Origin of the sequence: Streptomyces sp. NPDC021020, from assembly GCF_044333285.1 — a bacterium.
Lineage (GTDB): Bacteria > Actinomycetota > Actinomycetes > Streptomycetales > Streptomycetaceae > Actinacidiphila.
In genome coordinates, this window is the sequence record NZ_JBIRQQ010000001.1 from 84,162 (window position 1) to 105,703 (window position 21,542).

Sequence of the window (21,542 nt, forward strand, 5' to 3'; positions counted from 1 at the left end):
TCGTGTTACCGCCCGCTGGGCGGAGAGCGCTGGCGCGGCGTCGTTCCGAGAGCGTCGGCCACCACGCGGTCGCTGTTCCGACGGACTGGTGGAACGCTGCACTTGCCCACTACAGGCTGCCGGGAGGGCCGATCGTCGGTCACACCGGCAGGGATGGCTCCACCAGGATCAGCCGGGCGCAGCTCTTCGAGCTGGCCTCCGAGACCGACCCCTCTGAGGAGCGCGACGTATTGCGTCTGCTGTGGCACGTCCTGGCCTGAGGCAGCGGCTTCAAGCTCCGCCACAACCACAAACGTCTGGAAGGCATCGCCGAGAAGCCCGCCGCCGCAGCCGCCACCCTGCGCACGGCCGCACGCCTTGCCCGCAGCGATCCTCAAGCTGCCTACGCGCAGCTCTACCGGGTCACGGGCGTTCCCATCCCCCACTTTGGACCGGCCTTTTTCACCAAGTTCCTCTACTTCGCCGGGGCGGGCTCCCACGCCCATCCCTGCACCATTCTCGACAGCCGCGTTGCCTACAGTCTCCGGACGCGTTGTGGCTGGGCCTCACTGCACAGTGGCGGCAACTGGCCACCACGTACCTACCAGCGCTACTGCACCCTCCTGGCCCGCTGGGCCGCGGAGGAGAGCGTGCGGAGCGGAAGGGACGTCGGCCCTGACGAGATCGAACGGTGGCTCTTCAGCGTGTGACTCAGATTGTGGCCCTGGCCCGCTCGGCAGAGGAGCGCGCCGCCCGCTGGCTGCCACGACCCCGGTGCAGTGCCGTCGACTGCGCTGACGCGACTTGGCCGTCATCTGATCTAGACAGGTCAGATGTGATCAATCGGTAGCCGAGTGTAATGCGGGTTCGGCAGAATGCGCCCAGGGCGGGATCTGTCGGACTATGCCGAGTTCGGAGGGGTGCATGGCGATCAATGTGCTGCCAGTGACGGGGGAGCAGTCGGAGCTACTCGCTGCAGCCATCGCCCTGGGCGACCGATACACAAAGCGGCTGGGCCTGCTCACGCCGCCCACCTACCGCAAGTACGCCGACGACGGCGGCCTCCTGGTGGCGCTGGACGGGGACGAGATCGTCGGGTACGCGCTCTTCGGATTGCCCAAGCGCTACCAGTACGTGCGTCTCGCGCACCTCTGCGTGGCGGAGGAAAGGCGGGGCAACGGGATCGCAGCCCTCCTGATCGCAGAACTGCGCCGCAGGCAATCGCACCGTCTGGGCATCCGGGCTAGATGCCGACGCGACTACGGGCTTGGCCCCATGTGGAGCAGCCTCGGCTTCGTCCCGAAGGGCGAGGGGCTGGGGCGCGGCGGAGACAAAGAGACCCTCGACACATGGTGGCTCGACCTCGGCCACGAAGACCTGTTCACCGAGATCCAGAGCGACGCGCTGCTGGTTGTTGCGGTAGACCACAGTGTCTTCTCTGGGCTTCAGGGGTCGGGCGACGAGCAGGACGTCGAGGAATCGCGGGCTCTGGAGGCCGGCTGGCTCGCGGACCTCATCGAACTCGCCCACACGCCGCAGCTCCTCCTCGACGTACGGGAGATCGAGGACCGGACGGAGCGGACCCACCAGCGAGCCGGCATGTCCCGGCTCCGTTCGGCCTCGCCGGAGAAGGCTTCGGTGGCCGCGCGCCAGCGCGAGCTGATCGCGGCGCTGGGCAAGCGTATGGCGGACACGCCGATCGACGACGACATGCGCCGCCGGCTGCGGTATGTGGCCGAGACGGCGGGTGCCGGACTGCAGGTCCTGGCCACGCGTGATCCCGAACTGGAGCGGCTGACCGACCTCGTCTGGGACGTCGCGCGTGTCCGGGTGGTCTCCCCGGCCCTGGTGACCCAGCATGTCGACGAGCTCCGCCAAGCCCAGGTCTACCGCCCGGCGGACCTCCTGGGCACCGCTTTCTCGCTCGAGGAGGTCGCCTCCGGACGTGAGGGCGAACTGGTCGCCTTCTTCCAGCAGGCCGACGGCGACAGCGGGACCGCCTTCGCCGCACGATTGGCGGCCCTCGGTTCCGACGGGGTGTTGTGGCGCAGGGAGTTGCTGCGGGATGGCAGCGGGCACCCGGTCGCGCTCTACGCCTGGGCCATGGACGGGCGCACGCTGAACGTCTCCTTCCTGCGCACGGCTGCACACCGGCTGGAGGAGACGCTTGCCCGGCAACTGCTCTTCATGCTCAAACGGCTGGCGCGGGACAGGGGCGCGCACGTCGTCCGTATCGTAGACCCCCACCTCTCGCCGGCCGCCAGGTCCGCAGCGGGCGCCGACGGATTCGTCGAGGACGGGAGCGGCTTTACGGCGCTCGTCGTGGACATGAGCGGCTCAGCAGAAGCGGTTTCCGAGGCGGCAGGACGGATCGCGGCACTAGCTGGGCGTACGACGCCAAGCCTGGGCGCCAGGACCTCGCCCGAGATCGTGAGCGTGGCGGAGCGGGTGTGGTGGCCCGCTAAGCTCACCGACACGTCCCTGCCGTCGTTCATCGCGCCGGTGAAGCCCCGCTATTCCGCGGAGTTGTTCAACGTGCCCGCGATGCTCCTGCCACGCCCTGACATGCTCGGGATCAGCCGTGACCACGTCTACTACCGGTCCGCCGGCCACCGCGGTGAATCGGTCCCTGCTCGGATCCTCTGGTACGTCAGCGGGGGCAGCGGGGGGGAGCAGGGCAAGATGGTGATCGGCTGCTCACGGCTGGACGACGTGGTCGTTGGTGACGCCGATGCCCTCTTCTCGCGATTCGAACACTTGGGCGTATATCGTCTTACCGAGGTGCGGGACCAGGCCGGACCGAGCAACAAGGCCATGGCGTTGAGGTTCTCGGACACGGAGATCTTCCCGGCGCCGGTGACGCATGCGCGTTTGGCCGCGCTCGCCAAGGGGCTGGGGCTACCGTTGTCGCTGATCACGCTGTCGAAGATCAGCAGCGCGCTGTTCCAGGTTGTGTACGAAGAGGGGCACCGAAAGACGTGAGTGATCCGGAGCGCGCGATGCTGCTGTCCGTCCACCCGCGGTTCGCCACGGCGATCCTGGCCGGGACCAAGACGGTCGAGGTGCGCCGGCAGCGCGTCGCAGCTCCGCCGGGAACGCCGGTGCTCCTCTACGCGACAGCGCCTACGATGGCCATTGTGGGCATGGCACGGATCGCTTCGGTGCAAGTGGCCTCTCCGGGCGAGGTGTGGTCGGCCAGCCGTACGAGCGCGGGGATCAGCCGCCGCGAGTACGACGAGTACATGACCGGGGCGACCAGCGCCAGCGGCCTGAGCCTCGAAGAGCCGATCGCCTTCGACGCGCCAGTGCCGTTGGCCGCGCTCCGCATCGCCGGCGCGTTCCACCCCCCGCAGAGCTACCGCTACCTGAGCGGTGAGGACCTCCGGAAGGTCGCGGCGGCCGCACCCGGCATCGAGGCCGTGCTGCCAGGCGCGGTTTTGGCGGCCAGTGCCGAATGACTCCCCGGCGCGGCCGCGTCGGAGATACTGAGGGCTCGGTGGTCCGCGGCGCCGGTGGAAGCCGGCGCGTCGAGGAGACCACGCTCTGGCAATGAATGCCCTGGTGAAGGAGTTTGCCCAGGTGGCGACCGCGACGGATGATGCGCAGGGATCGGCGAGCGGCACCCGCGAGGGTGCACCGAGGGCCCTCCCGCCCCTGCCGGAGCCGGGGCAGGTCGTCAAGGTGCGGGGCTCCACTTGGGCCGTGTCCGACGTCCAGCGCCAGGGGCTGCCGCGAAGCCCCGCTGACGAGGGGTCTCCGGGGCTGACGCACGCCGTCAGCCTGCAGTCGCTCGACGAGGACCGGCTCGGGCAGGAGCTCACGGTCGTCTGGGAGCTGGAGGTCGGGCACACCGTCGCGCCCAACCAGGGGCTGCCAGAGACCGTGCGTGTGGAGGCGTTCGACGACCCCAACACCCTCGCCGCCTTCGTGGACGCCGTCCGCTGGGGCGCCGTGACCTCGGCGGACGCGGATTCGTACCAGGCCCCCTTCCGCAGCGGCGCCAACGTCGAGTCGTACCAGCTGGTGCCCCTCAGCCGCGCCTTGGAGTCGTCGCGTACAAACCTGCTGCTCGCGGATGACGTCGGCCTCGGCAAGACCATCGAGGCCGGCCTCGTCGTGCAGGAGCTCCTGCTGCGGCACCGAGCGAGGTCTGTGGTGATCGTCTGCCCGCCGAGCCTGTCCCTGAAGTGGCAGGACGAGATGCGGGAGAAGTTCGGCCTCGATTTCGTCATCGTCAACAGTGAGCTGATGGCGAAGGTGCGCCGCAGTCACGGGCTGAACGCCAATCCGTTCCGTCTCTTCCCGCGCGTGATCGTGAGCATGGCCTGGTTGCCGTCGCTGCGCGCGCAGCGCCTGCTGCGCGACGTGCTCGCGGACGTCCGCAGCTCGACGACGGCCAGGCGGTACGCGTTCGACGTGCTCGTGGTCGACGAGGCCCACCACGTGGCGCCGGCCAGCCCGACGACCGCGCCCGGCCAGCGCGGCTACGCGGTGGACAGCAAGCGGACCACCGCCACGATGAAGCTCGCGGAGGCCTGCGAGCACCGGCTCTTCCTGAGCGCCACCCCGCACAACGGCTACTCGGAGTCGTTCACCGCCCTCCTGGAGATGATCGACGGCCGCCGCTTCACCCGCGGCGCGAGCATCGACGAGCAGGCGCTGCGGGACGTGATGGTGCGGTGGCTGAAGACCGACCTGCCGGAGAAGGGATTCAAGCCCAGAAAGCTCGGGACCCTCGCTTTCACACCGTCCAAGCAGGAGCAGCAGCACTTCGCACGGCTGGAGCGGCTGCTGGCCGACAGCGCCCGCGCCAACGGCAAGGGAGCTGGCGGCGACATCGTCGCGATGCTGCTGAAGAAGCGTTTCCTGTCCAGCCCGTGGTCGTTCGCCCGCACGCTTGCCTTGTACGAGGATGCGGCAGGCGGCAACCGCCAGCTGCGGATGGACGACGAGGACGACTACTACACGGAGGTCCTGGGCAGCGGTCAGTCCGACGAGGAGGAGGGCGAGGCCGAGCACCCCGAGTTCACCGCGCTGCGCCACTCGAAGGGCTCTGACCCGCTGGCAACCGCCACCACGAACGAGATCGCCGAACTCATCGCGTGGGGGAGCGGCTACGAGCACAAGCCCGACTCCCGGCTGACGGAACTCCTGACCTACCTCAACGCCGTCTGCCGGCCCGACGGCACGTGGAACCACGAAAGAGTCGTGGTCTTCACCGAGTACGCGGCCACCCTCGAATGGATCGAGCGCATCCTCCGCCAACGGGGTTACGACGATGTGCTGGAGGTCATCCAGGGCTCCACCCCGACCGACGAGCGGGAGCGGATCCGCGCACGGTTCACCGAGAGCCCCGACAAGCACCCAGTGCGCGTGCTGCTTGCCACCGACTCCGCGGGCGAAGGCATCGATCTCCAGACCCACTGCCATCGGCTGATCAACTACGACATCCCCTTCAACCCGTCGCGCCTGGAGCAGCGCATCGGCCGCATCGACCGCTACGGCCAGCCGGAGAACCCGGAGATCTTCCACTTCGTGCCCGTCTCGTCCTCCACGACATACGAGGCGGACATGAGGTTCATGGGCATCATCGCCACCAAGGTCGGCACTGCCACCGTGGACCTGGGCAGAGTCAACCAAGTCATCGACGCCGAGGTGCAGGAGCACTTCGCCCCCCTCCGCAAGACCCGCAGAGCCCGGCTGACCGCACCGGACGACGGCAACGAAGTGATCACCCGTGTGCTGGCCGGCGGCATGGAGCTCAACCGCAAGCTCACCCGGCTCTCCGAGACGTACCAGGACAGCAAAGCGGCCATGCACCTCACCCCGGCCAACGCTCGGCGAGTTCTGGACACTGCGCTCACCCTGACCGCGCAACCGCCCCTGGTCGAGATCGGCGACGACCTCACCGACGCGCAGGTCTTCGAGATCCCCAATCTTGGGCGCTCGTGGCAGCCGTCCCTGCGCGGCCTCGACACCCGGCTGGAGCCCGGGGTCCCGCGGCCCATCACCTTCGACGACCAGGCCGCCCAGCACCGCACCGACCTCGTCCACATCCACCTCGGCCACGCCCTCATGCAGCGCGCCACCCGCACCCTGCGCTCCGCGCTCTTCAGCACTGACTCCCCGGTGCACCGGGTCACCGCCGTCGTCACCCCCGGCCTGCCCGAATCCTGCGTCGCCGCCGTCTCACGTCTCGTCCTGGTCGGCCGCGGCGGGCTGCGCCTCCACGAGGAGGTCTTCCTCACCGGTGTCCGCCTGCGCGGCCAGGCACTCGCCGAGTCCAAGGTCGAGCAGGTCCTCGACGAGACGCTCGACTCCGAGGACCTGGTCCTGACCGACGAGGCGGTACGGACCAGGCTCGCCGCCCAGTGGAACGACGACGGAGGCCAGCTGCGCACCCGCCTGCTCACGGCGATGGAACGCAAGAGCGCCAGCAGGCAGGAGAAGGTCACCGAAGCCCTCGCCCAGCGTCGGGACGCCGACATCCAGCGCGCCAGGGAGATCTTCGACGCCTTCCGGATCAACCTGCAAGAGTCCCGGGACCGCCTTGCGCGCGAAATCCAGGCCGAGGACGAACTGCTGTTCACCGACGATCAGCAGAAGCAGCGCCGCCGCGACCTGCAACGCATGTACGAACGCCTCGACAGCCTGGACGACGAGGAGCAGCGCGAAGTCGCCTCCATCCAGGAGCGCTACAGCGACATCAAGCCGTACGTGTCCGCCGCCGCGGTCGTGTTCGCGCTGACCCCCGAAGACGCCGAGAACGGAGCGGTTACCGCATGAGCCGCAAACACCCCCCGAGCGTTGCCGACCTGCACCGTGCCTGGCTCGAACTCGTTGACACCGACGGCCCGTTCCTCGCGGTTCCCGCGCTGGAGCGCGTCTACCGGCAGGGCATCCCGCAGCCCGACGCCCGCGCTCTCGACGCGATCAAGGACGCCAAGCCCGTCTTCGAGAAGGCGTGGGAGAACTGGGACGAGAAACGCGACGACCCAGCCGCCCTCGACCTCTACCGCGGGGCCCGCGACATCTGGGTGGACCTCGTCCTGCGCCAGGGCCTGCGCTGGGGCGCCGAATACACCGTCCCCGCCCCGGCCACAGCAGAGGTCCGCTCACCCGACTACACCGTCACCGTTCGCGCCGACGGAGCCCTCGTCCATGGGGACGCCGCAGCGGTCCTCGTCCTCGTCACAGACCCGACGGACTCCCTGCGCGACCCCCTCACCGATGGCTGGTCGGCCAGCCACATCGACCGCATGGAAGAGCTGCTACGCGCCTCCGGCGTCCTGATCGGCGTCGTCACCGACGGCCGCTGGTGGGCGATTGTCAGCGCCCGCCCAAAGACGATGGTCGCCTCTGGAATCGTCGACGCTCAGACCTGGATCGAGGAGCCGGCCACCCGCAACGCCTTCATCGAACTTCTCCAGCGCCGCAGGTTGGTCGGTGGCAAATCGGAAGACCGGCTGACCGAGCTCTTCGACCAGTCCGTCACCGCCGCCGAGAAGATCACCGAGGCGCTCGGCACCCAGGTCCGCCGCGCCGTCGAACTCATCGTCCAGGCCCTGTCCGAAGGTGCCCTGGACGCCCGCCGCCGCGGCGAACCGGACCCCCTGCCGTACAAGCGCGGCGACGTCTACGAAGCCGCCGTCACCGTCATGATGCGCGTCGTCTTCTTGCTCTTCGCCGAGGAGCGCGGGCTCCTACCGCAGGGGCGGCTCTTCGCGATGGGCTACGGCATAAGCGACGAACTCGACCTGCTCGACGCCCGCGAGAAGGAGGAAGGCGAGCAGCCCCTCGACGCCACCTCCCTGACCTGGCACCGCCTCCTCGCGACCTCCCAAGCCCTGTACCAGGGCGCGACCTTCGAAGACCTCCGGCTGCCCGAATACGGCGGGTCCCTCTTCGATCCGGCCCGCTACCCCTTCCTCACCACCTGCAACTCCCAGGACACCCTCGCCATCACGGTGAGCGACCGCGTCATGCTTGAGGTCCTACGCGCCGTCCAGATCGCTCACCTGACCGGCGGCGCCCGGCGGATCTCCTTCCGCGACATCGACGTCGAGCAGATCGGCTACATTTACGAGGGTCTGCTCGGCTACTCCTGCGAACCAGTGGGAGAGGTCATCGTCGGCCTCATCGGAAGCCCCGGCTCGGAGCCCGAGATCCCCCTCGCCGCTCTCGAAGAACTCGCCGCGGTCAAACGCACGGACGCCGCGCTGGCCGACGCGATCCTCGCCTGGGTCAAGCAGGACCAGCCGGCCGCGAAACCGCCGAGCAAACCCACCATCACCAAGGCGTTGAAGGCCGGCGACACCCTCGACGACACCGAGAATGCCCTCCGCGACGTCACCGACGACCCCGAACTCCGTGACCGGCTAAGCCCGTTCATCGGCGTCATCCGCCGCGACCTCCGCAACCGCCCGCTTGTGGTCGAACCCGGCGGCGTCCTGCTGGTGGAAACCCCGTCCCGCGCCTCTGCGGGCGCCCACTACACCCCACGCTCGCTGGCCGAGGAGGTCGTGCGGTACGCGCTGATGCCCCTCGTCTACTCGCCCGGCCCCCACCAGACCGCGGACCAGGACGCCTGGCGGCCGATCGACTCCGACCAGATCCTCGACCTCCGCATCGCCGACATTGCCTGTGGCTCGGGCGCTTTCCTCGTCGCCGCAGCCCGGTACTTGGCGGATCGGCTAGTTGAGGCGTGGCAGCGGGAGGGTGTCGCGCACGGGCGGACCCCGCATGACCTGCACGTCCACGCCATAAGGATGGTGGTGGCGAGCTGCTTGTACGGCGCGGACATCAACGGCATGGCCGTGGAGATGTGCAAGCTGTCGCTGTGGCTGGTGTCGCTCGACCCGAGGCTCCCGTTCTCTTTTGTCGACGACAAGGTGCTGCACGGCAACGCGCTGCTCGGCTTGACGGATGCGGAGCAGCTGCGCCGCCTGCACATCGACCCGGGTGCGGCTGGCAACCAGCTCAGCGTCTTCTCCGTGGACATCGATGACGTCCTTGATCGTGCCAGCCGCCTGCGTCGCCAACTTGCGACGGAGGTGGACGACAACGACCCTCAGCGCTCGGCCGCGTCGAAGCGCCGGCTGTGGCGCCGCTACCAGGAGCTGACCGCGCAGGCGGCGGATATCGCGGACGGGGTGGTTGCGGCCGGCCTGCGGTGGGGCGGAAAGCCGGGGAGGCAGCTGAAGGCGGCGTACGAGGACCTGCGCGTTGCGGTGGAGGCCGCGTACCCAGTCGGGGACGGGAAGCCAGATCGGAGGATGCTCGACGGAATTCTGGAGGCTGGGCTCACGCCGACGGCGAAAACGGACTACGAGCGGTGGAAACCCCTCCACTGGGTTCTGGCAGTGCCAGACGTGATGGAGCGGGGCGGGTTCGACGCTATCATCGGCAACCCGCCATTTCTCACGGGGTCCGACATCACAGGCGCTATGGGAACTAATGTTCGGGACTTCCTCGTAAATGAGATTGCGCGTGGCAAGCGTGGTAATGCTGACCTTGTTGCGTATTTCTTTCTCCGAGTCGTGGGGTTGATTCCTGAGAGCGGAACCTTGGGGTTGATCGCCACGAATAGCTTGGCTCAGGGGAAGAGTCGCGAAGTAGGGCTTGACCAGATGGTTTCCTGGGGGTTCACGATCACTCGATCCATTCAAAGTCGCTCATGGCCTGTTAGTAGTGCGAGCCTAGATTACTCCGCTGTGTGGGGATCTATGGGCCAGGTTTCAAACGAGGCTGCGAGATTTGCTGACGGGCTTGAAGTACCGCGAATCTCAACGCTGCTTGAGGCGACTGGAGGTGTCGATGGCGAACAGTTCAGGTTGCGCGAAAATCTGGGTGTTGCGTTCGAAGGCTGCAAGCCGTCCGGGGCTGGATTCGTAATCAGTGAGCCAGAGGCGCGTGGTTGGATTGCGGAGGATTCGAGGAATAGGAATGTTCTATTTGAGTACCTCAATGGTACTGATCTGAACTCTCGACCCGACTTGTCCGCCTCTCGCTGGATCATCGATTTCACTGGCCAGGATTTGCCTCAAGTGGAGGGTTTCACTGCGCCCTCGGCTCATCTTCGGACTACTGTTAAAGTGCAGCGCGCTCGGGGCTCCATGGCGTTGAGGGATGCGCCTTGGTGGCTATTTGAGCGTCCGCGACCAAATCTGAGAAATGCCATTAAGGGTATGAGGGAGGTGCTGGCTATTGCTAGGCATTCCGTGACGGTTATGCCCTGCAGGGTGAAGACCAGCCAAGTTTTTGGTGATGCGCTGGTGGTATTTGCCACCGACTCGTTTGCGGCTCAAGCTGTGATGTCTTCTAGTCTGCATCAGATGTGGGCAATTAAGTATGGGTCGGGTCTGCGTAAAGATCCTCGCTACACCCCTTCAAAGATCTTCGATACTTTCCCCATGCCTACCATGATTGACTCTTTGGTCGAGCAAGGGAGAACGCTAGAAGGGGAACGTCGTGAGATCATGCTGCGCCGGGGGCTCGGGTTGACTAGTCTTTATGGGATGGTGAATGACTCAACCATCCTTGATTCCATCGATCGAGACATCTTTCGTCTTCGGGAAATCCATGCGCACCTCGACGAGGCCGTCGCAGCTGCCTATGGGTGGGACGATATTCCCCTAGATCGAGGATTTTATACCTACCGGCAAGTGGAGCGCTGGACGGTAAGCCCCACTAGTCGTGCCATGTTGCTGGACCGCTTGCTCGAGGAAAACCACCGGCGGGCCGCCGCGCAGGGCGATGTCAGTGCCCTGGACGACAATGACGGCAGCGAGGACGAGGAGGGCTAAGACGTGACCACCCCCCGGCGCGACGGCGCCCAGACCGGCGGTGCGCCCGAGGCGCCGGCGTATCGGCTTGCCGTCGAGCCGGACGAGCGGTCATGGGTCGCCCGCGAGAACCTCGTCGATATCCTGGAGCGCGAGCTCCTCGGACCGGCCAACGGACCGGACGAGATCCTCGAAGGTGTCCCCGATGCGGCCTACCTTGTCGGCCGGATCGCGCCCGTACGGCTGACCGCCGGGCACGACGATCCCGGCGAAGCCGGTTCGGACGACGCGGCCACCGACGTGGGCGACGCCGTGGACGCCGCCGAGAGCCGAGGCGTGCCGCTCACAGCCGTCGACGACAGCAGCGCCAGCTCGGACGAGGACGAGGTCGAGGACCAGCCGCAGAAGCGTGGGCTGATGATCCCGGCGTCGATGGGGCTGCGCTGCCAAATCCCTGACGACCTTGACGAGTTCACTGTGACCGCCACGTGGGGCACGTACGAGCCCATCAGGGAGAAGCGCGGCGAAGGCCACGCAGCGGACGAGAGCGCGGCGCCGCCCCCCGCCCAGCGCCGCTACCAGCGCGTTCCGCACTCCGTCTCCAGGGCCATCAGGCCCGCCGACCTGGCCACGGCCTCCACGACCGAGATCGTGCTCCACGACAAGGTCCTGCTGCGCGTGGACCGTTACGACGACCCCGAGCGTGGCTGCCGCCTCATCGAGGTGGCGCTGTGCAACGACCGGGAGACCCCGCGGAAGATCCCGGTGGAGGCTTGGCTCTACCAGACCAAGCTCACCATCTCGGCCGCCAGCGCGGAGGTGTTCCTGCCGGTCAATGACGCGCTGCTGGACACCCGCTGGGAGCCGGACGACGAACTGCGCCGGCTGCGGCTCCAGTACCGCGACCGCCTGGAGTTCGCCCACGGACGTACGTGCTCGGTGGACTGGGCGGTGGCCGACGGGGCACGGCGGGCCAGCGAGGTGTGGACGACATGGCTGCCGGTCAGCGAGACGCCGCAGACGGCTGCCGAGGAGATCGGCGCTGCCCTGCTCGACATGCGCGCGCTCCAGACTGCCTCGGTCGGGGAACTGCGCAGTGGCCTTGAGCCGATCGTCGCCGGATACGCCGCCTGGCTTGACGGCGAGGAGCAGCGGGCCGACGCCCTCCCGGAGCATCTACGGTCCGAGGCCATGGAGGCGGTGGGCGACGCGCGCCGCGTGCAGCAGCAGCTCGAAACCGGCCTGGCCCATCTCCTCGCCGACGCGGAGGCCTTGCGCTGCTTCCGGTTCATGAATCGGGTGATGGCCGACCAGCGCGTGCAGTCGCAGGTCGCGGAGCGGCGGGCGGCCGGGCCGGAGGAGGGCATCGCCGAGGCCCGCGACGCGATCCTCGGAGAGAAGGGCGCGCTGGCGCATTCGTGGCGCACCTTCCAGCTCGCCTTCGTGCTCATGCAGCTGCCGCTGCTGTCCGACCCGGCCGCTGAGCGGCGTTCCGCGGACCTCGCCACGGCGCAGCTGCTGTTCTTCCCGACAGGCGGTGGCAAGACCGAGGCGTACCTGGGCCTTGCCGCCTACACGTTCGCGATCCGCCGCCGCCAGGGCGTCGTGGACGCCTTCGCCGGGCCGCTGGACGGGCGTTCCGGTGTCGCTGTCCTCATGCGGTACACGCTCCGGCTCCTCACCGCCCAGCAGTTCCAGCGCGCCACCACCCTGGTCTGCGCGGCGGAACTGGCGCGACGCGAGGACGAGGCCACGTGGGGGGAGGAGCCCTTCCGGATCGGGCTGTGGGTCGGGACGGATGTGAGCCCGAAGCGGTACGAGGAGGCCGCCGAGCAGCTGCAGAAGGTCCACGGTGGCCGCGGCTACCGGCTCACCGTGCTCCAGATCCAGCGCTGCCCGTGGTGCGGCACCCGCGTCGAGGCCCGCGACGTGCGTACCGAGCCGACCTACCGCAGGGTCTACGTGTACTGCGGGGACGAGCTCGCCGACTGCCCGTTCGCCGACGGCGGCGAGGTACCGGACGGTCTTCCCGTACTCACCGTGGACGAGGAGATCTACCGGCTCGCGCCGGCGTTCGTCATCGCCACCGTGGACAAGTTCGCCCGCCTCGCGCGCGAGGGTGAGGCAGCCTCGCTCTTCGGGCACGTCTCGCGGCGCTGCGACCGGCACGGCTTCGTCCACCCCGACTACCAGCACTGCGACATCAAGGACGGCAACAAGCACCCGAAGAAGGACGGCTGGCCGGCGGCCCCCGTCTACCCGGCCATGCGGCTACGGCCCCCGGACCTGGTCATCCAGGACGAGCTGCACCTGATCACCGGAGCGCTCGGCACGACCGTGGGCCTGTTCGAGGTGGCCATCGACGTGATGACCGACTGGAAGACGAAAGACGGGCGCCCGGTGCGCCCGCTGCTGGTCGCGTCCACGGCCACCGCCCGCAACGCGTCGGACCAGGTGCGGGCGCTCTACGGCCGCAGCGTCATGATCTTCCCGCCGCAGGTCCTGGATGCGGGCAGCACCTTCTTCTCCAAGGAGATCCCGGTCTCCGAAGCGCATCCGGGCCGTCGCTACATCGGCGTCAGCACGACAGGGGTGCGCCTGACCACGGCGGAGATCCGGGTGGCCGAAGTACTCATGGCCGGTGGGCAGCTGCTCATCGACCGGTGCGGAAGCGCTGCCGACCCGTACATGACTCTGGTCGGGTACTTCTCCGCCACACGTGAACTCGCGGGCATGGCCCGGTACATGAGCGACGATATCCAGACCGCTCTGACCAAGGGCCGCCCCTGGTCGAAGCTCCCGCGCCGCACGGGTACCGACTACGGGTCGCTGCACGTCGCCGAACTGACCTCGCGTGTGGCCAGCGCGGACATCACCGCGACCCTGGACCAGATGGCGCTGTCCTTCGACCCGGGCTTCGATTCCACAGCGGGCAGGCGGAACCGGCGGGCCCTGCGGGAGGCGAAGAAGTCGGAGCCGACCCGGGAGACTAATCCGTACGATGTGGTCCTCGCCACCTCTATGCTCCAGGTCGGCGTGGACGTGACCCGTCTCGGGCTGATGCTCGTCGTGGGGCAGCCGAAGAACACCGCGGAGTACATCCAGGCCTCTTCCCGCGTCGGCCGCCTAGCAGACAAGCCCGGGCTGGTCCTCGCCCTCGGGAACTGGGCACGGCCCAGGGACCTCGCGCACTTCGAGCAGTTCCGCCATTACCACGAGACCTTCTACGCCCAAGTCGAAGCCCTGTCCGTGACGCCGTTCTCGGTGACCTCCTTGGAGCGTGGCCTGGACGGCGTGCTGGTCAGCGCGGCACGGGTCCTCCAGGCGGCGAAGGCCGGCCCGGGGCTGTCTCCGGAGGACGGGGCGGGTTGGATCGAGGCTGAGCAGCACTTCGCCGGCGAACTCGTCGAGGCCCTCGTACGGCGGACGCACTCAGCAGGCGGAGAGGACGCGGCGAACCGGGCCCGCCTGCGGCTGGAGAACCGGCTCGATCAGTGGATCAAGCGGCGCAAGCGCCTGATGGAGGACCGCAAGTCACTGGTCTACGAGAGGGTGCTGGACGACGGCCGGCACGATGCGCTGATGATGAGCGCGGAGAACGCCAAAGCGGGCATCGACACACGCGACGCCCCGCCCTTCGTCGTGGCGAACTCGATGCGCGAGGTGCAACCGGAGATCAATCTCCTCGTAAGCCCGATCAAGGAACGATTGGTGTACCGAGCACCCGCTAACGCACCCCAGTGGACGATGCAGGAGGACGACCAGTGAGCGACGAGACGCGTTACGTCTACAACGTCGCCCACGCCGTCGATCCGCTGGGCGATCTGGAGGAGGAAGCGGAGAAGGCGACCAAGCACAACCGTGCCAAGGTCGGCTCGGCCCGCCCCTCGTCCCTGCTCTACACCTACGGCCCCGGCGCGATCATGGACCTCCCGCAGTTCACGATCATGCCCACTGGCCTCGACGACTGGGACCGCATCTGGAGCCGCCGCGAGTCCGCCCCGCCGCAGATCCATGCCCCGCGCCTGCGTGACGTGGTGCGGCTCATGCTGCGGTCCCCGGACGTGCAGTTGCGGCCGTACCCCTGGCAGCCGAAGAAGCACAGCCGCTCCACGGAAGGCAACGACCTGGGAGTCCCCGCGCGGGTCTTCCCGCAGTGGCTGCGATGCACAGGCTGCGACATGCTCGGTCTCGTCACGCAGTTTGACTACCGCAACACACACCCGTTCCGGACCGACCTGGCCGTCTTCGAGCACGCCAAATGCACGGGCCGCGCAGGGGCTGGCGTGCGCAAACCGACGCGGCGTACCGCCATCCCGGCTCGGTACCTGCTGGCCTGCGTCGACGGGCACCTGGACGAGTTCCCCTACGACCTGTGGGTGCACCACGGGCAGCCCTGCGCGCAGGCGGAACTGCCCGCGCTGAAGATGGTCGACCGGACCGCGGGCAAGGGCGCCTCGGCCCTGATCCGCTGCGCCTCGTGCGACATGCGGCGGCCGATGAACGAGGCCCAGGGCGAGGCCGGAAGGGCGAAGCTCCCGCGCTGCCGCGGCCGTCACCCGCATCTGGACGCCTTCGAACCCAAGGGCTGCGGGAACGAGACCAGGCTCATGCTCGTCGGTGCCTCCAATCTTTGGTTCCCGGCCACGCACTCGATCATCGTGATGCCGGAGTCGAAGGAGGAGAAGGAGAGCGACCTGGCCGACCGGGTCCGTACCTCCCTCGGGGAGAAGCTCGCGAAGTACCGGAACAGCCTGGACATGGTAAGGGACCTGCTCGGGATGCCCGGCGGCGTCGACGTCACCGGTCTGACCGACCACGACCTGGAGCAGGTCCTCCAGGCGGCCTCGGCGCCTACCGACACCCCGGAGGAGCAGGAGCAGAAGCTTCGGGACTGGGATCCGGTGGACCTCCTCGTCCCCGAGTGGAACTACCTTCTGCGCGACATCATCGGCCCCGGAGTGGAGGACCCCACCAGCGGCCTCGCCCTTGCCACCCGGGAACGGGGTGAATCCCTGCCGGCGGCAATCACCCGTGTGCTCGCGGTCGAGCGGCTCCGCAAGGTCAACGCTCTGGTCGGTTTCACGCGTATCGACGACATGGAGCGCGCCGGCGACCTGCCGCGCCGCCTGGTGCCGCTCACCCGCACGCCCAGGCCGGCCTGGACTGTGGCCACCGAGGACCGGGGCGAGGGGATCTTCCTTCAGCTCGACGAAGGCGCGGTCGCGGTCTGGGAGAAGCGCGTCGAAGACAGCGCCCTGTGGACACTGCACCGCAAAGCGCACGACAGGAACTTCGAGCGCCGCTTCTCCGAGACCGCGGGCAAGATCAAACCCAGCAGCCGCCTGAAGCCACCGCGCTACTGGCTTGTCCACACCCTTGCCCACGTCCTCATCCGCGAACTCGCCCTGACCTGCGGCTACTCGGCCGCAAGCCTCAGCGAACGGCTTTACGCCTGGCCTGCCGACGGCGACCGTCCCCCTGCCGCCGGCCTGCTCATCTGCACCACGGCCTCTGACAGCGACGGTACCCTCGGCGGTCTCGTCCAGCTCAGCGAACCGCAGCGCTTGGAGGGCGTCGTTGCCAATGCTCTCCGCAAGGCCGCCCGTTGCTCGTCGGACCCGATCTGTGCCAAACGCACCCCGCAGGAACCCGAGGACTTCCTGCACGGCGCCGCCTGCCACTGCTGCGTCATGGCCTCTGAGACCTCCTGCGAGCGCGCCAACCGCTTCCTCGACCGCCGGTTCCTCCTGGACCTGCCCGGTAGCACCCTTGGCTTCTTCCAGGCCGCTGAATGAGTGGACCTCCGACTGCCGCGAACGCACCGTGGCTGCTCGGCCGGCTCCTCACCGGCACCGAGGCCAAGGACGTCGCCGACCGCCTGGCCGACGGCGACACCTTGACCACAGCCCTCAAGGTCGTCGCCTCTGGCCGGAGGGCGGAGGCTCGGCAACTCCTGGAGGCCATGGGGCACGGCCCTGCGGCGCGGGACCAGTACGTGCTCGTCCTGCGCGCGATCGAGGGCGCACGGGCCCTCCCCAGCACGCTGTCGCCGCTGTGGACCATGCCGGGCCACCTCGCCCAGAGCGGCCCGCTCACCACGTCCGTACCCCGCATAGTGGACAGCGCCCGCCACGCGATCACCTGCTCCACCTACAACTTTCAGCGCAGCTCAGCGCTCTGGACCTCCCTGCGATCTGCGGCCCAGCGCGATTCCGTCGCCGTCCGCGTCTACCTCGATGCCCGCGCCGCCGACAGCAACGGCCACCACTGGTCCCCCTCCACCTCCGAGGTGGCCGCGCACCTCGCTCCGGCCGAGGTGTGGCGGACGAAGGAGTTCGACGGCGTCTACGTCCGCAACCACGCCAAGTTCCTTGCCATTGATCACCATCTCCTGCTGGTCACCAGCGCGAACTTCTCCTGGAGCGCTGAGAACAACAACGTCGAGTTCGGCGTTCTCATCGACAATCCGAGCCTTACCGAAGCCGTCGAACGAGAGCTGCGTGAGGTCGAGGGAACCCTTTATGAGCAGGTCCGCTAACGACGTTTGTGCTCTCGCAAAACGAAGTGTGTGCGGATAGAGACGTCTGAGCAAGGTGGCTGACGGGCGGCGCACTCGGGCCTCCCCGCTGTCAGTGGTCGCTCCTACAATTGGGAGCATGGCTAACGGCGTGTGGCACACCCGGTATGGCATAGAGATCAACTTGTCGCTGCCCGACCTCGGTCACCCGAACCGTCCCGACCTCCTCCGAGAGATCAGCGCGAACGTCGCAGAGCGCGATCCGCAGCTACTCGAATGCCTGGCCCATCACGAGGGACGGCAATGTCTCTCGGAGGCCGGTGGCAAGTCCCCCTGGATGTTTATCCGCCGCGGCCGGGTCGGCGGTCGCCGTCCTCTGGTCGCCTCACACATGCCAGTGACACACAAGGCGACTCCGGCGGAAAGCGAGCAGCACAAGGCCACGAAAGAGCGGGTCGTCGACGCCGCCGTCGGTTATGGCCTGGAGGCCGAAGCTGAGGTGTGCACGGCCAATCGGCGGAGTATCTCGGATGCCGTCGTCACAGGACCTGACGGCCTGCGGATCGGCTGGGAGATTCAGTACCACCACCTCAGCCCGAGCAGCGTGCACCGGCGGTCGGTCATCGCGGTGGATCAAGGGATCACGCCCTTGTGGGTGGCGAAGGACCGCACGGCGTCCTTGATCGACCGTGCGCCGTGGGTCCGGGTCGACGACATGCCGTGGAAGGAAATCGCCGGTGGCAAGGAGATGCTGATCCGCGGTGGATACCGGCACCTTCAGGTCTGGAAGTGCGTGCCGAGCAGCGAGCGCCACTGCCTCCTCCGAGACGGGGCCGGCCACTGCGGAGACCTCCACGCCGACTGGTTCGTGCCCGCGCTGTGCCTGCCGGAGAGGCGGTCGGTGCACATAGAGGACCTGGTCCTGCAGAGCGCCACGGGTGAGAGCGTGCCCGTCTTCGTACCGAGCCGCGGGGGAGGGCGCGCGGGGCGTCACATGTGGGTCTCGGCTGCCGACCGCGCGCTCTGGGAGGAGCTGGTGGGGGAGCGGTCGCCCCTTCCGGCGGCCCCGACCCAGGAGGACGACGATCTCATCACCTTCTCGGAGCAGGAGATCGACCGCACCTGCCGTGCGGGTGAGGAGGGCTGGTTCGTCAGCGATTCCCGACCGGTCCGTGATCACGCCCAGCCGACTGGCGGCATCACCCTTTCCCGGATGCCGGTCCGGCGGCCGCACGACCCGATGCGGATCAGCCATGTGGAGCGCGCCGCAGCCTCTGCCGCACTGGGCTGCCCTCCGTGGGAGCTCGGACCGTGTGCAGGGTGCGGTCAGCTCATGAGCAGGTACGGGCGGTTTGCGGCCATGTACTGCCGGCCATGTCGCGACCTTCTCAACGGTCTGTAGCCGGGCGCCGGGCGGGCCTTCGGCCTGCCGACGCTATTGCGCATCGATCTATGATCGTTGCTTCGCGTGAGAGGGGTGGGGCTGTGGGGGCAAGTGGCTCGGCGGAGCGGCGGGGGCAGGACGCGCGGCGCAAGGAAAGGGAGTTACGGGAGCGGTGGCAGGCCGCTCAGCTCGTGGTCCGGCGGTGGGAGCGGGCGGGTGCGGGGGAGCGGCAGGTCGCTGCGCAGTTGCTCACGCTGACCGGCAAGGGGGGCTGGCGGCTGCTGGTCGACCGCAGCTGGCCCGGCGCAGGCGCGTACATGGTGCTCGTCGGTCCCGGCGGGATCTTTGTCGTCGATGTCGAGGACTGGCAGGCCGAACCGCAGGTTGTCGACGGCAGGCTCCACGTGGCCGGTGAGTCCCGGGACGACGACGTCCAGCGGCTCCTGGGCGTGACGCGCAGCGTCGAGGAGGCGTCGGCGGAGCTGGGGATGTCGCCGGTGGCTGTGCACCCGCTCATGGTCTTTGCAGGGAAGCAGCTCGACGCGGCGCCGCTGGGGAGAGTGCATCTTCTCGGGGAACGTGAGGTCGGCCCCTGGCTCATGTCCCGTAGTAGGCGGCTACTCCCGGCCTCAGTGCGCTCCCACGCCGAGCACATTGAACGGACCCTACGGGAGTACGCGAGCGTGTCGGTGGAAGAGGCTCCGCAGCCGGCGGTCACAGGGCCGTACGACGCCGAACCGCTCGGGCTCTTCGACGTCGACGCGATGCGGGAAGCCGCTCTCGACGAGGCCCTGCGCGCGCCCATCGAGAGCTGGATGACGTTCCTCCACCCCGATCAGGTCGCGCTGGTACGCCGCAACTGGGGAGGCCCGGCACGGATCAGCGGCCCTGCCGGGACCGGCAAGACGGTCGTCGCCCTGCACCGCACGGCCCACCTGGCTCAGCGCACGACCGGCCGCGTCCTGTACGTGACGTTCGCGAGCAACCTGCCGCGCGTGCAGCAGACGTTCCTCTCCTCCCTCGCCCCGCACGTCGCCGACCGGGTGGACTTCCACAGCCTGCACGCGTGGGCCCTCGAGTACGTGCGGTCCCGAGGCGTGCACGTGAATCTGAGCGCGGAGAAGGCTGAGACCGCGTTCAGCCTGGCTTGGCGACGGGTCGGCCGCGAAAGCGTGCTGGCCGATCTTGTTCCCCAGCCGCAGTATTGGCACGACGAGATCACGTACGTCATCAAGGGCCGGGGAGTCACTGCCTTCGCGGACTACGTCGCGGTGTGGCGCCGCGGCCGCCATACGATGCTCCGCCGCCCCCACAAGGAGGCCGTGTGGGCGCTCTACGAGGCGTACGAGGCGAACCGTACCGAGCGCGGGGTGCACGACTTCAACGACGTGCTGTCCCTCGCACTGGCCGAAGTCCGGAGCGGCGCCCTGGCGCCGTACGCCGCGGTGATCGCGGACGAGGTACAGGACCTCACCCTTGTCGGGGCCCAGCTCCTCTACGCCCTGGTCGGCGATGCACCGAACGGCCTGCTGCTGGTCGGCGACGGCCAACAGGCCGTCTATCCGGGAGGCTTCCGGCTCTCGGACGCAGGCATCGAGGTCCGCGGCGACCGCGGCCAGGTACTGCGGGTCAACTACCGGAACGCCAAGGCGATCCTCGACGCCGCGCTGGAGGGCGTCGCGGCGGACCCCTTCGAGGACATCGACGGCGAACGCCTTTCGGGGCGCCGCGACGTGGAGTCCGAGCGTCACGACGGAGCGGTGGAACGGGTCGAGGCGTCGACGTCCGAGGAGCACGACAAGGCGCTGGTCGAGGCGCTGGCCGGTCTCGACGCCGACCAGCAGGCCGATTCCGCCGTGCTGTGCTCGTCCAAGCGGTCCATGGACCACTACCAGCAGCTGCTGGGCCGGGCCGGCATACCGGTCTTCCCGCTGGAACGCTACGAAGGCCACGCGGAGCCAGGCGTGAAGATCGGCAGCTACCAGCGTTCGAAGGGACTGGAGTTCAAGCGCGTCTACCTTCCGCGGTGCGAGGCGGCGGTGTCCGGGAGCGGCGGGGACACGGACGCCGACCGCGAGCGTCAGGAACTCGGCCGGCGCCGACTCTTCGTCGCGCAGACGAGGGCGCGTGACTTCCTCTGGGAAGGCAGTGTTGCACCAGCCGATGGCGCTCAGCGGGGCTGAGCCCGAACGAGGCCGTTCGTTAGGGTGCGGATGTGCGGCTGCCATTCGTTCTCTTTGACCTCGACAACACGCTCGTCGACCGGCGGGGGACGCTCGCCGGCTGGGCTGCTGCATTCACTGCTCGGCACGGACTGGGGGACGAGGAACAGGCGTACGTTCTCGCTCTTGTGTCCGAGCGGGCGTATCCGTCCACCTTCGGTGCGATTCATGCCCATTAACGGTTGAGCGCGTCGGCGGAGGAGCTGTGGCGGGCCTACTGCGCGGACATCGTGACCACAATGTCGTGCCCAGACGGGGTCCTGGACGGGTTGGACGAACTGCGCGCGGTTGGCTGGCGGGTGGGGGGACGACCCGGTTAACGACATCAGGGGTGGGCGGTCGGCGGGTCTGCGCACCATCTGGGTCGACAACGGCCGGTCCTGGGGATCGGCGGTTCCCGTCCCCGACCACACGGTTGCTGACGCAAACGGCGCTATAGACCACCTGCTACAGCTGGGCACCGCCTCATGACGGCGACGGTCGGGCTGCTGCATCCCGGGCAGAATGGGAGCTGCCTTCGGCGCCCAGCTGCGTGCTCGCGGCCACACGGTTCTGTGGTGCCCTGACGGTTGCAGCGACGCGACCCTTCTCCGGGCGGAAGGCGCGGGTTCAGTCCGTTGCGCTGGCCGAACGCGCAGCTCGCTCGCAGGTGT

10 protein-coding genes and 1 pseudogene are annotated in these 21,542 nt (G+C 68.3%); all 11 read left to right on the forward strand.

Annotation, left to right across the window (positions count from 1 at the left end; genetic code table 11):
* Nucleotides 1-2 precede the first annotated feature (2 nt).
* The 11 genes and pseudogenes from ACH4SL_RS00375 (at nucleotide 3) to ACH4SL_RS00425 (ending at nucleotide 21,360) form a co-directional block, all read left to right on the forward strand.
* Nucleotides 3-689 (forward strand): annotated as a pseudogene (locus tag ACH4SL_RS00375) (hypothetical protein).
* 214 nt (nucleotides 690-903) lie between these two features.
* Nucleotides 904-2,961, forward strand: a complete 2,058-nt coding sequence (locus ACH4SL_RS00380) for a GNAT family N-acetyltransferase (RefSeq protein ID WP_398441040.1) — start codon at nucleotides 904-906, stop codon at nucleotides 2,959-2,961.
* Complete coding sequence (locus ACH4SL_RS00385) at nucleotides 2,958-3,437, forward strand: ASCH domain-containing protein (RefSeq protein ID WP_398441041.1); 480 nt, start codon at nucleotides 2,958-2,960, stop codon at nucleotides 3,435-3,437. The genes ACH4SL_RS00380 and ACH4SL_RS00385 overlap by 4 nt, the downstream gene beginning before the upstream one ends.
* A gap of 91 nt (nucleotides 3,438-3,528) precedes the next feature.
* Entirely contained in the window at nucleotides 3,529-6,765 is a 3,237-nt protein-coding gene (drmD, locus tag ACH4SL_RS00390) for a DISARM system SNF2-like helicase DrmD (RefSeq protein ID WP_398441042.1), read from the forward strand.
* Nucleotides 6,762-10,784, forward strand: a complete 4,023-nt coding sequence (locus tag ACH4SL_RS00395) for an Eco57I restriction-modification methylase domain-containing protein (RefSeq protein ID WP_398441043.1) — start codon at nucleotides 6,762-6,764, stop codon at nucleotides 10,782-10,784. Before drmD ends, ACH4SL_RS00395 begins: the two co-directional genes overlap by 4 nt.
* 3 nt (nucleotides 10,785-10,787) lie before the next feature.
* The gene (gene drmA / locus ACH4SL_RS00400; protein ID WP_398441044.1) at nucleotides 10,788-14,531 is read left to right on the forward strand and encodes a DISARM system helicase DrmA; all 3,744 of its coding nucleotides are present in this window, start codon (nucleotides 10,788-10,790) and stop codon (nucleotides 14,529-14,531) included.
* Entirely contained in the window at nucleotides 14,528-16,561 is a 2,034-nt protein-coding gene (gene drmB, locus ACH4SL_RS00405; protein WP_398441045.1) for a DrmB family protein, read from the forward strand. The genes drmA and drmB overlap by 4 nt, the downstream gene beginning before the upstream one ends.
* Nucleotides 16,558-17,304, forward strand: a complete 747-nt coding sequence (drmC, locus tag ACH4SL_RS00410; protein ID WP_398441046.1) for a DISARM system phospholipase D-like protein DrmC — start codon at nucleotides 16,558-16,560, stop codon at nucleotides 17,302-17,304. The genes drmB and drmC overlap by 4 nt, the downstream gene beginning before the upstream one ends.
* Before the next feature lie 118 nt (nucleotides 17,305-17,422).
* Nucleotides 17,423-18,685 (forward strand): hypothetical protein, encoded by a 1,263-nt coding sequence (locus ACH4SL_RS00415; protein WP_398441047.1) that lies wholly within the window; start codon nucleotides 17,423-17,425, stop codon nucleotides 18,683-18,685.
* Nucleotides 18,686-18,735: 50 nt separating this feature from the next.
* Complete coding sequence (locus tag ACH4SL_RS00420; RefSeq protein ID WP_398441049.1) at nucleotides 18,736-20,850, forward strand: UvrD-helicase domain-containing protein; 2,115 nt, start codon at nucleotides 18,736-18,738, stop codon at nucleotides 20,848-20,850.
* Between the two features lie 327 nt (nucleotides 20,851-21,177).
* Nucleotides 21,178-21,360, forward strand: coding sequence for an HAD hydrolase-like protein (locus ACH4SL_RS00425; protein WP_398441050.1), 183 nt, complete (start codon nucleotides 21,178-21,180; stop codon nucleotides 21,358-21,360).
* The last annotated feature ends 182 nt before the right edge of the window (nucleotides 21,361-21,542 follow it).

What these genes read in the sequence shown, in the direction of transcription:
- ACH4SL_RS00380 (WP_398441040.1), top strand. Translation starts at nt 904, where the DNA reads ATGGCGATCAATGTGCTGCCAGTGACGGGGGAGCAGTCGGAGCTACTC.
- drmD (WP_398441042.1), top strand. Translation starts at nt 3,529, where the DNA reads ATGAATGCCCTGGTGAAGGAGTTTGCCCAGGTGGCGACCGCGACGGAT.
- ACH4SL_RS00395 (WP_398441043.1), top strand. Translation starts at nt 6,762, where the DNA reads ATGAGCCGCAAACACCCCCCGAGCGTTGCCGACCTGCACCGTGCCTGG.
- drmC (WP_398441046.1), top strand. Translation starts at nt 16,558, where the DNA reads ATGAGTGGACCTCCGACTGCCGCGAACGCACCGTGGCTGCTCGGCCGG.
- ACH4SL_RS00415 (WP_398441047.1), top strand. Translation starts at nt 17,423, where the DNA reads ATGGCTAACGGCGTGTGGCACACCCGGTATGGCATAGAGATCAACTTG.
- ACH4SL_RS00420 (WP_398441049.1), top strand. Translation starts at nt 18,736, where the DNA reads ATGATCGTTGCTTCGCGTGAGAGGGGTGGGGCTGTGGGGGCAAGTGGC.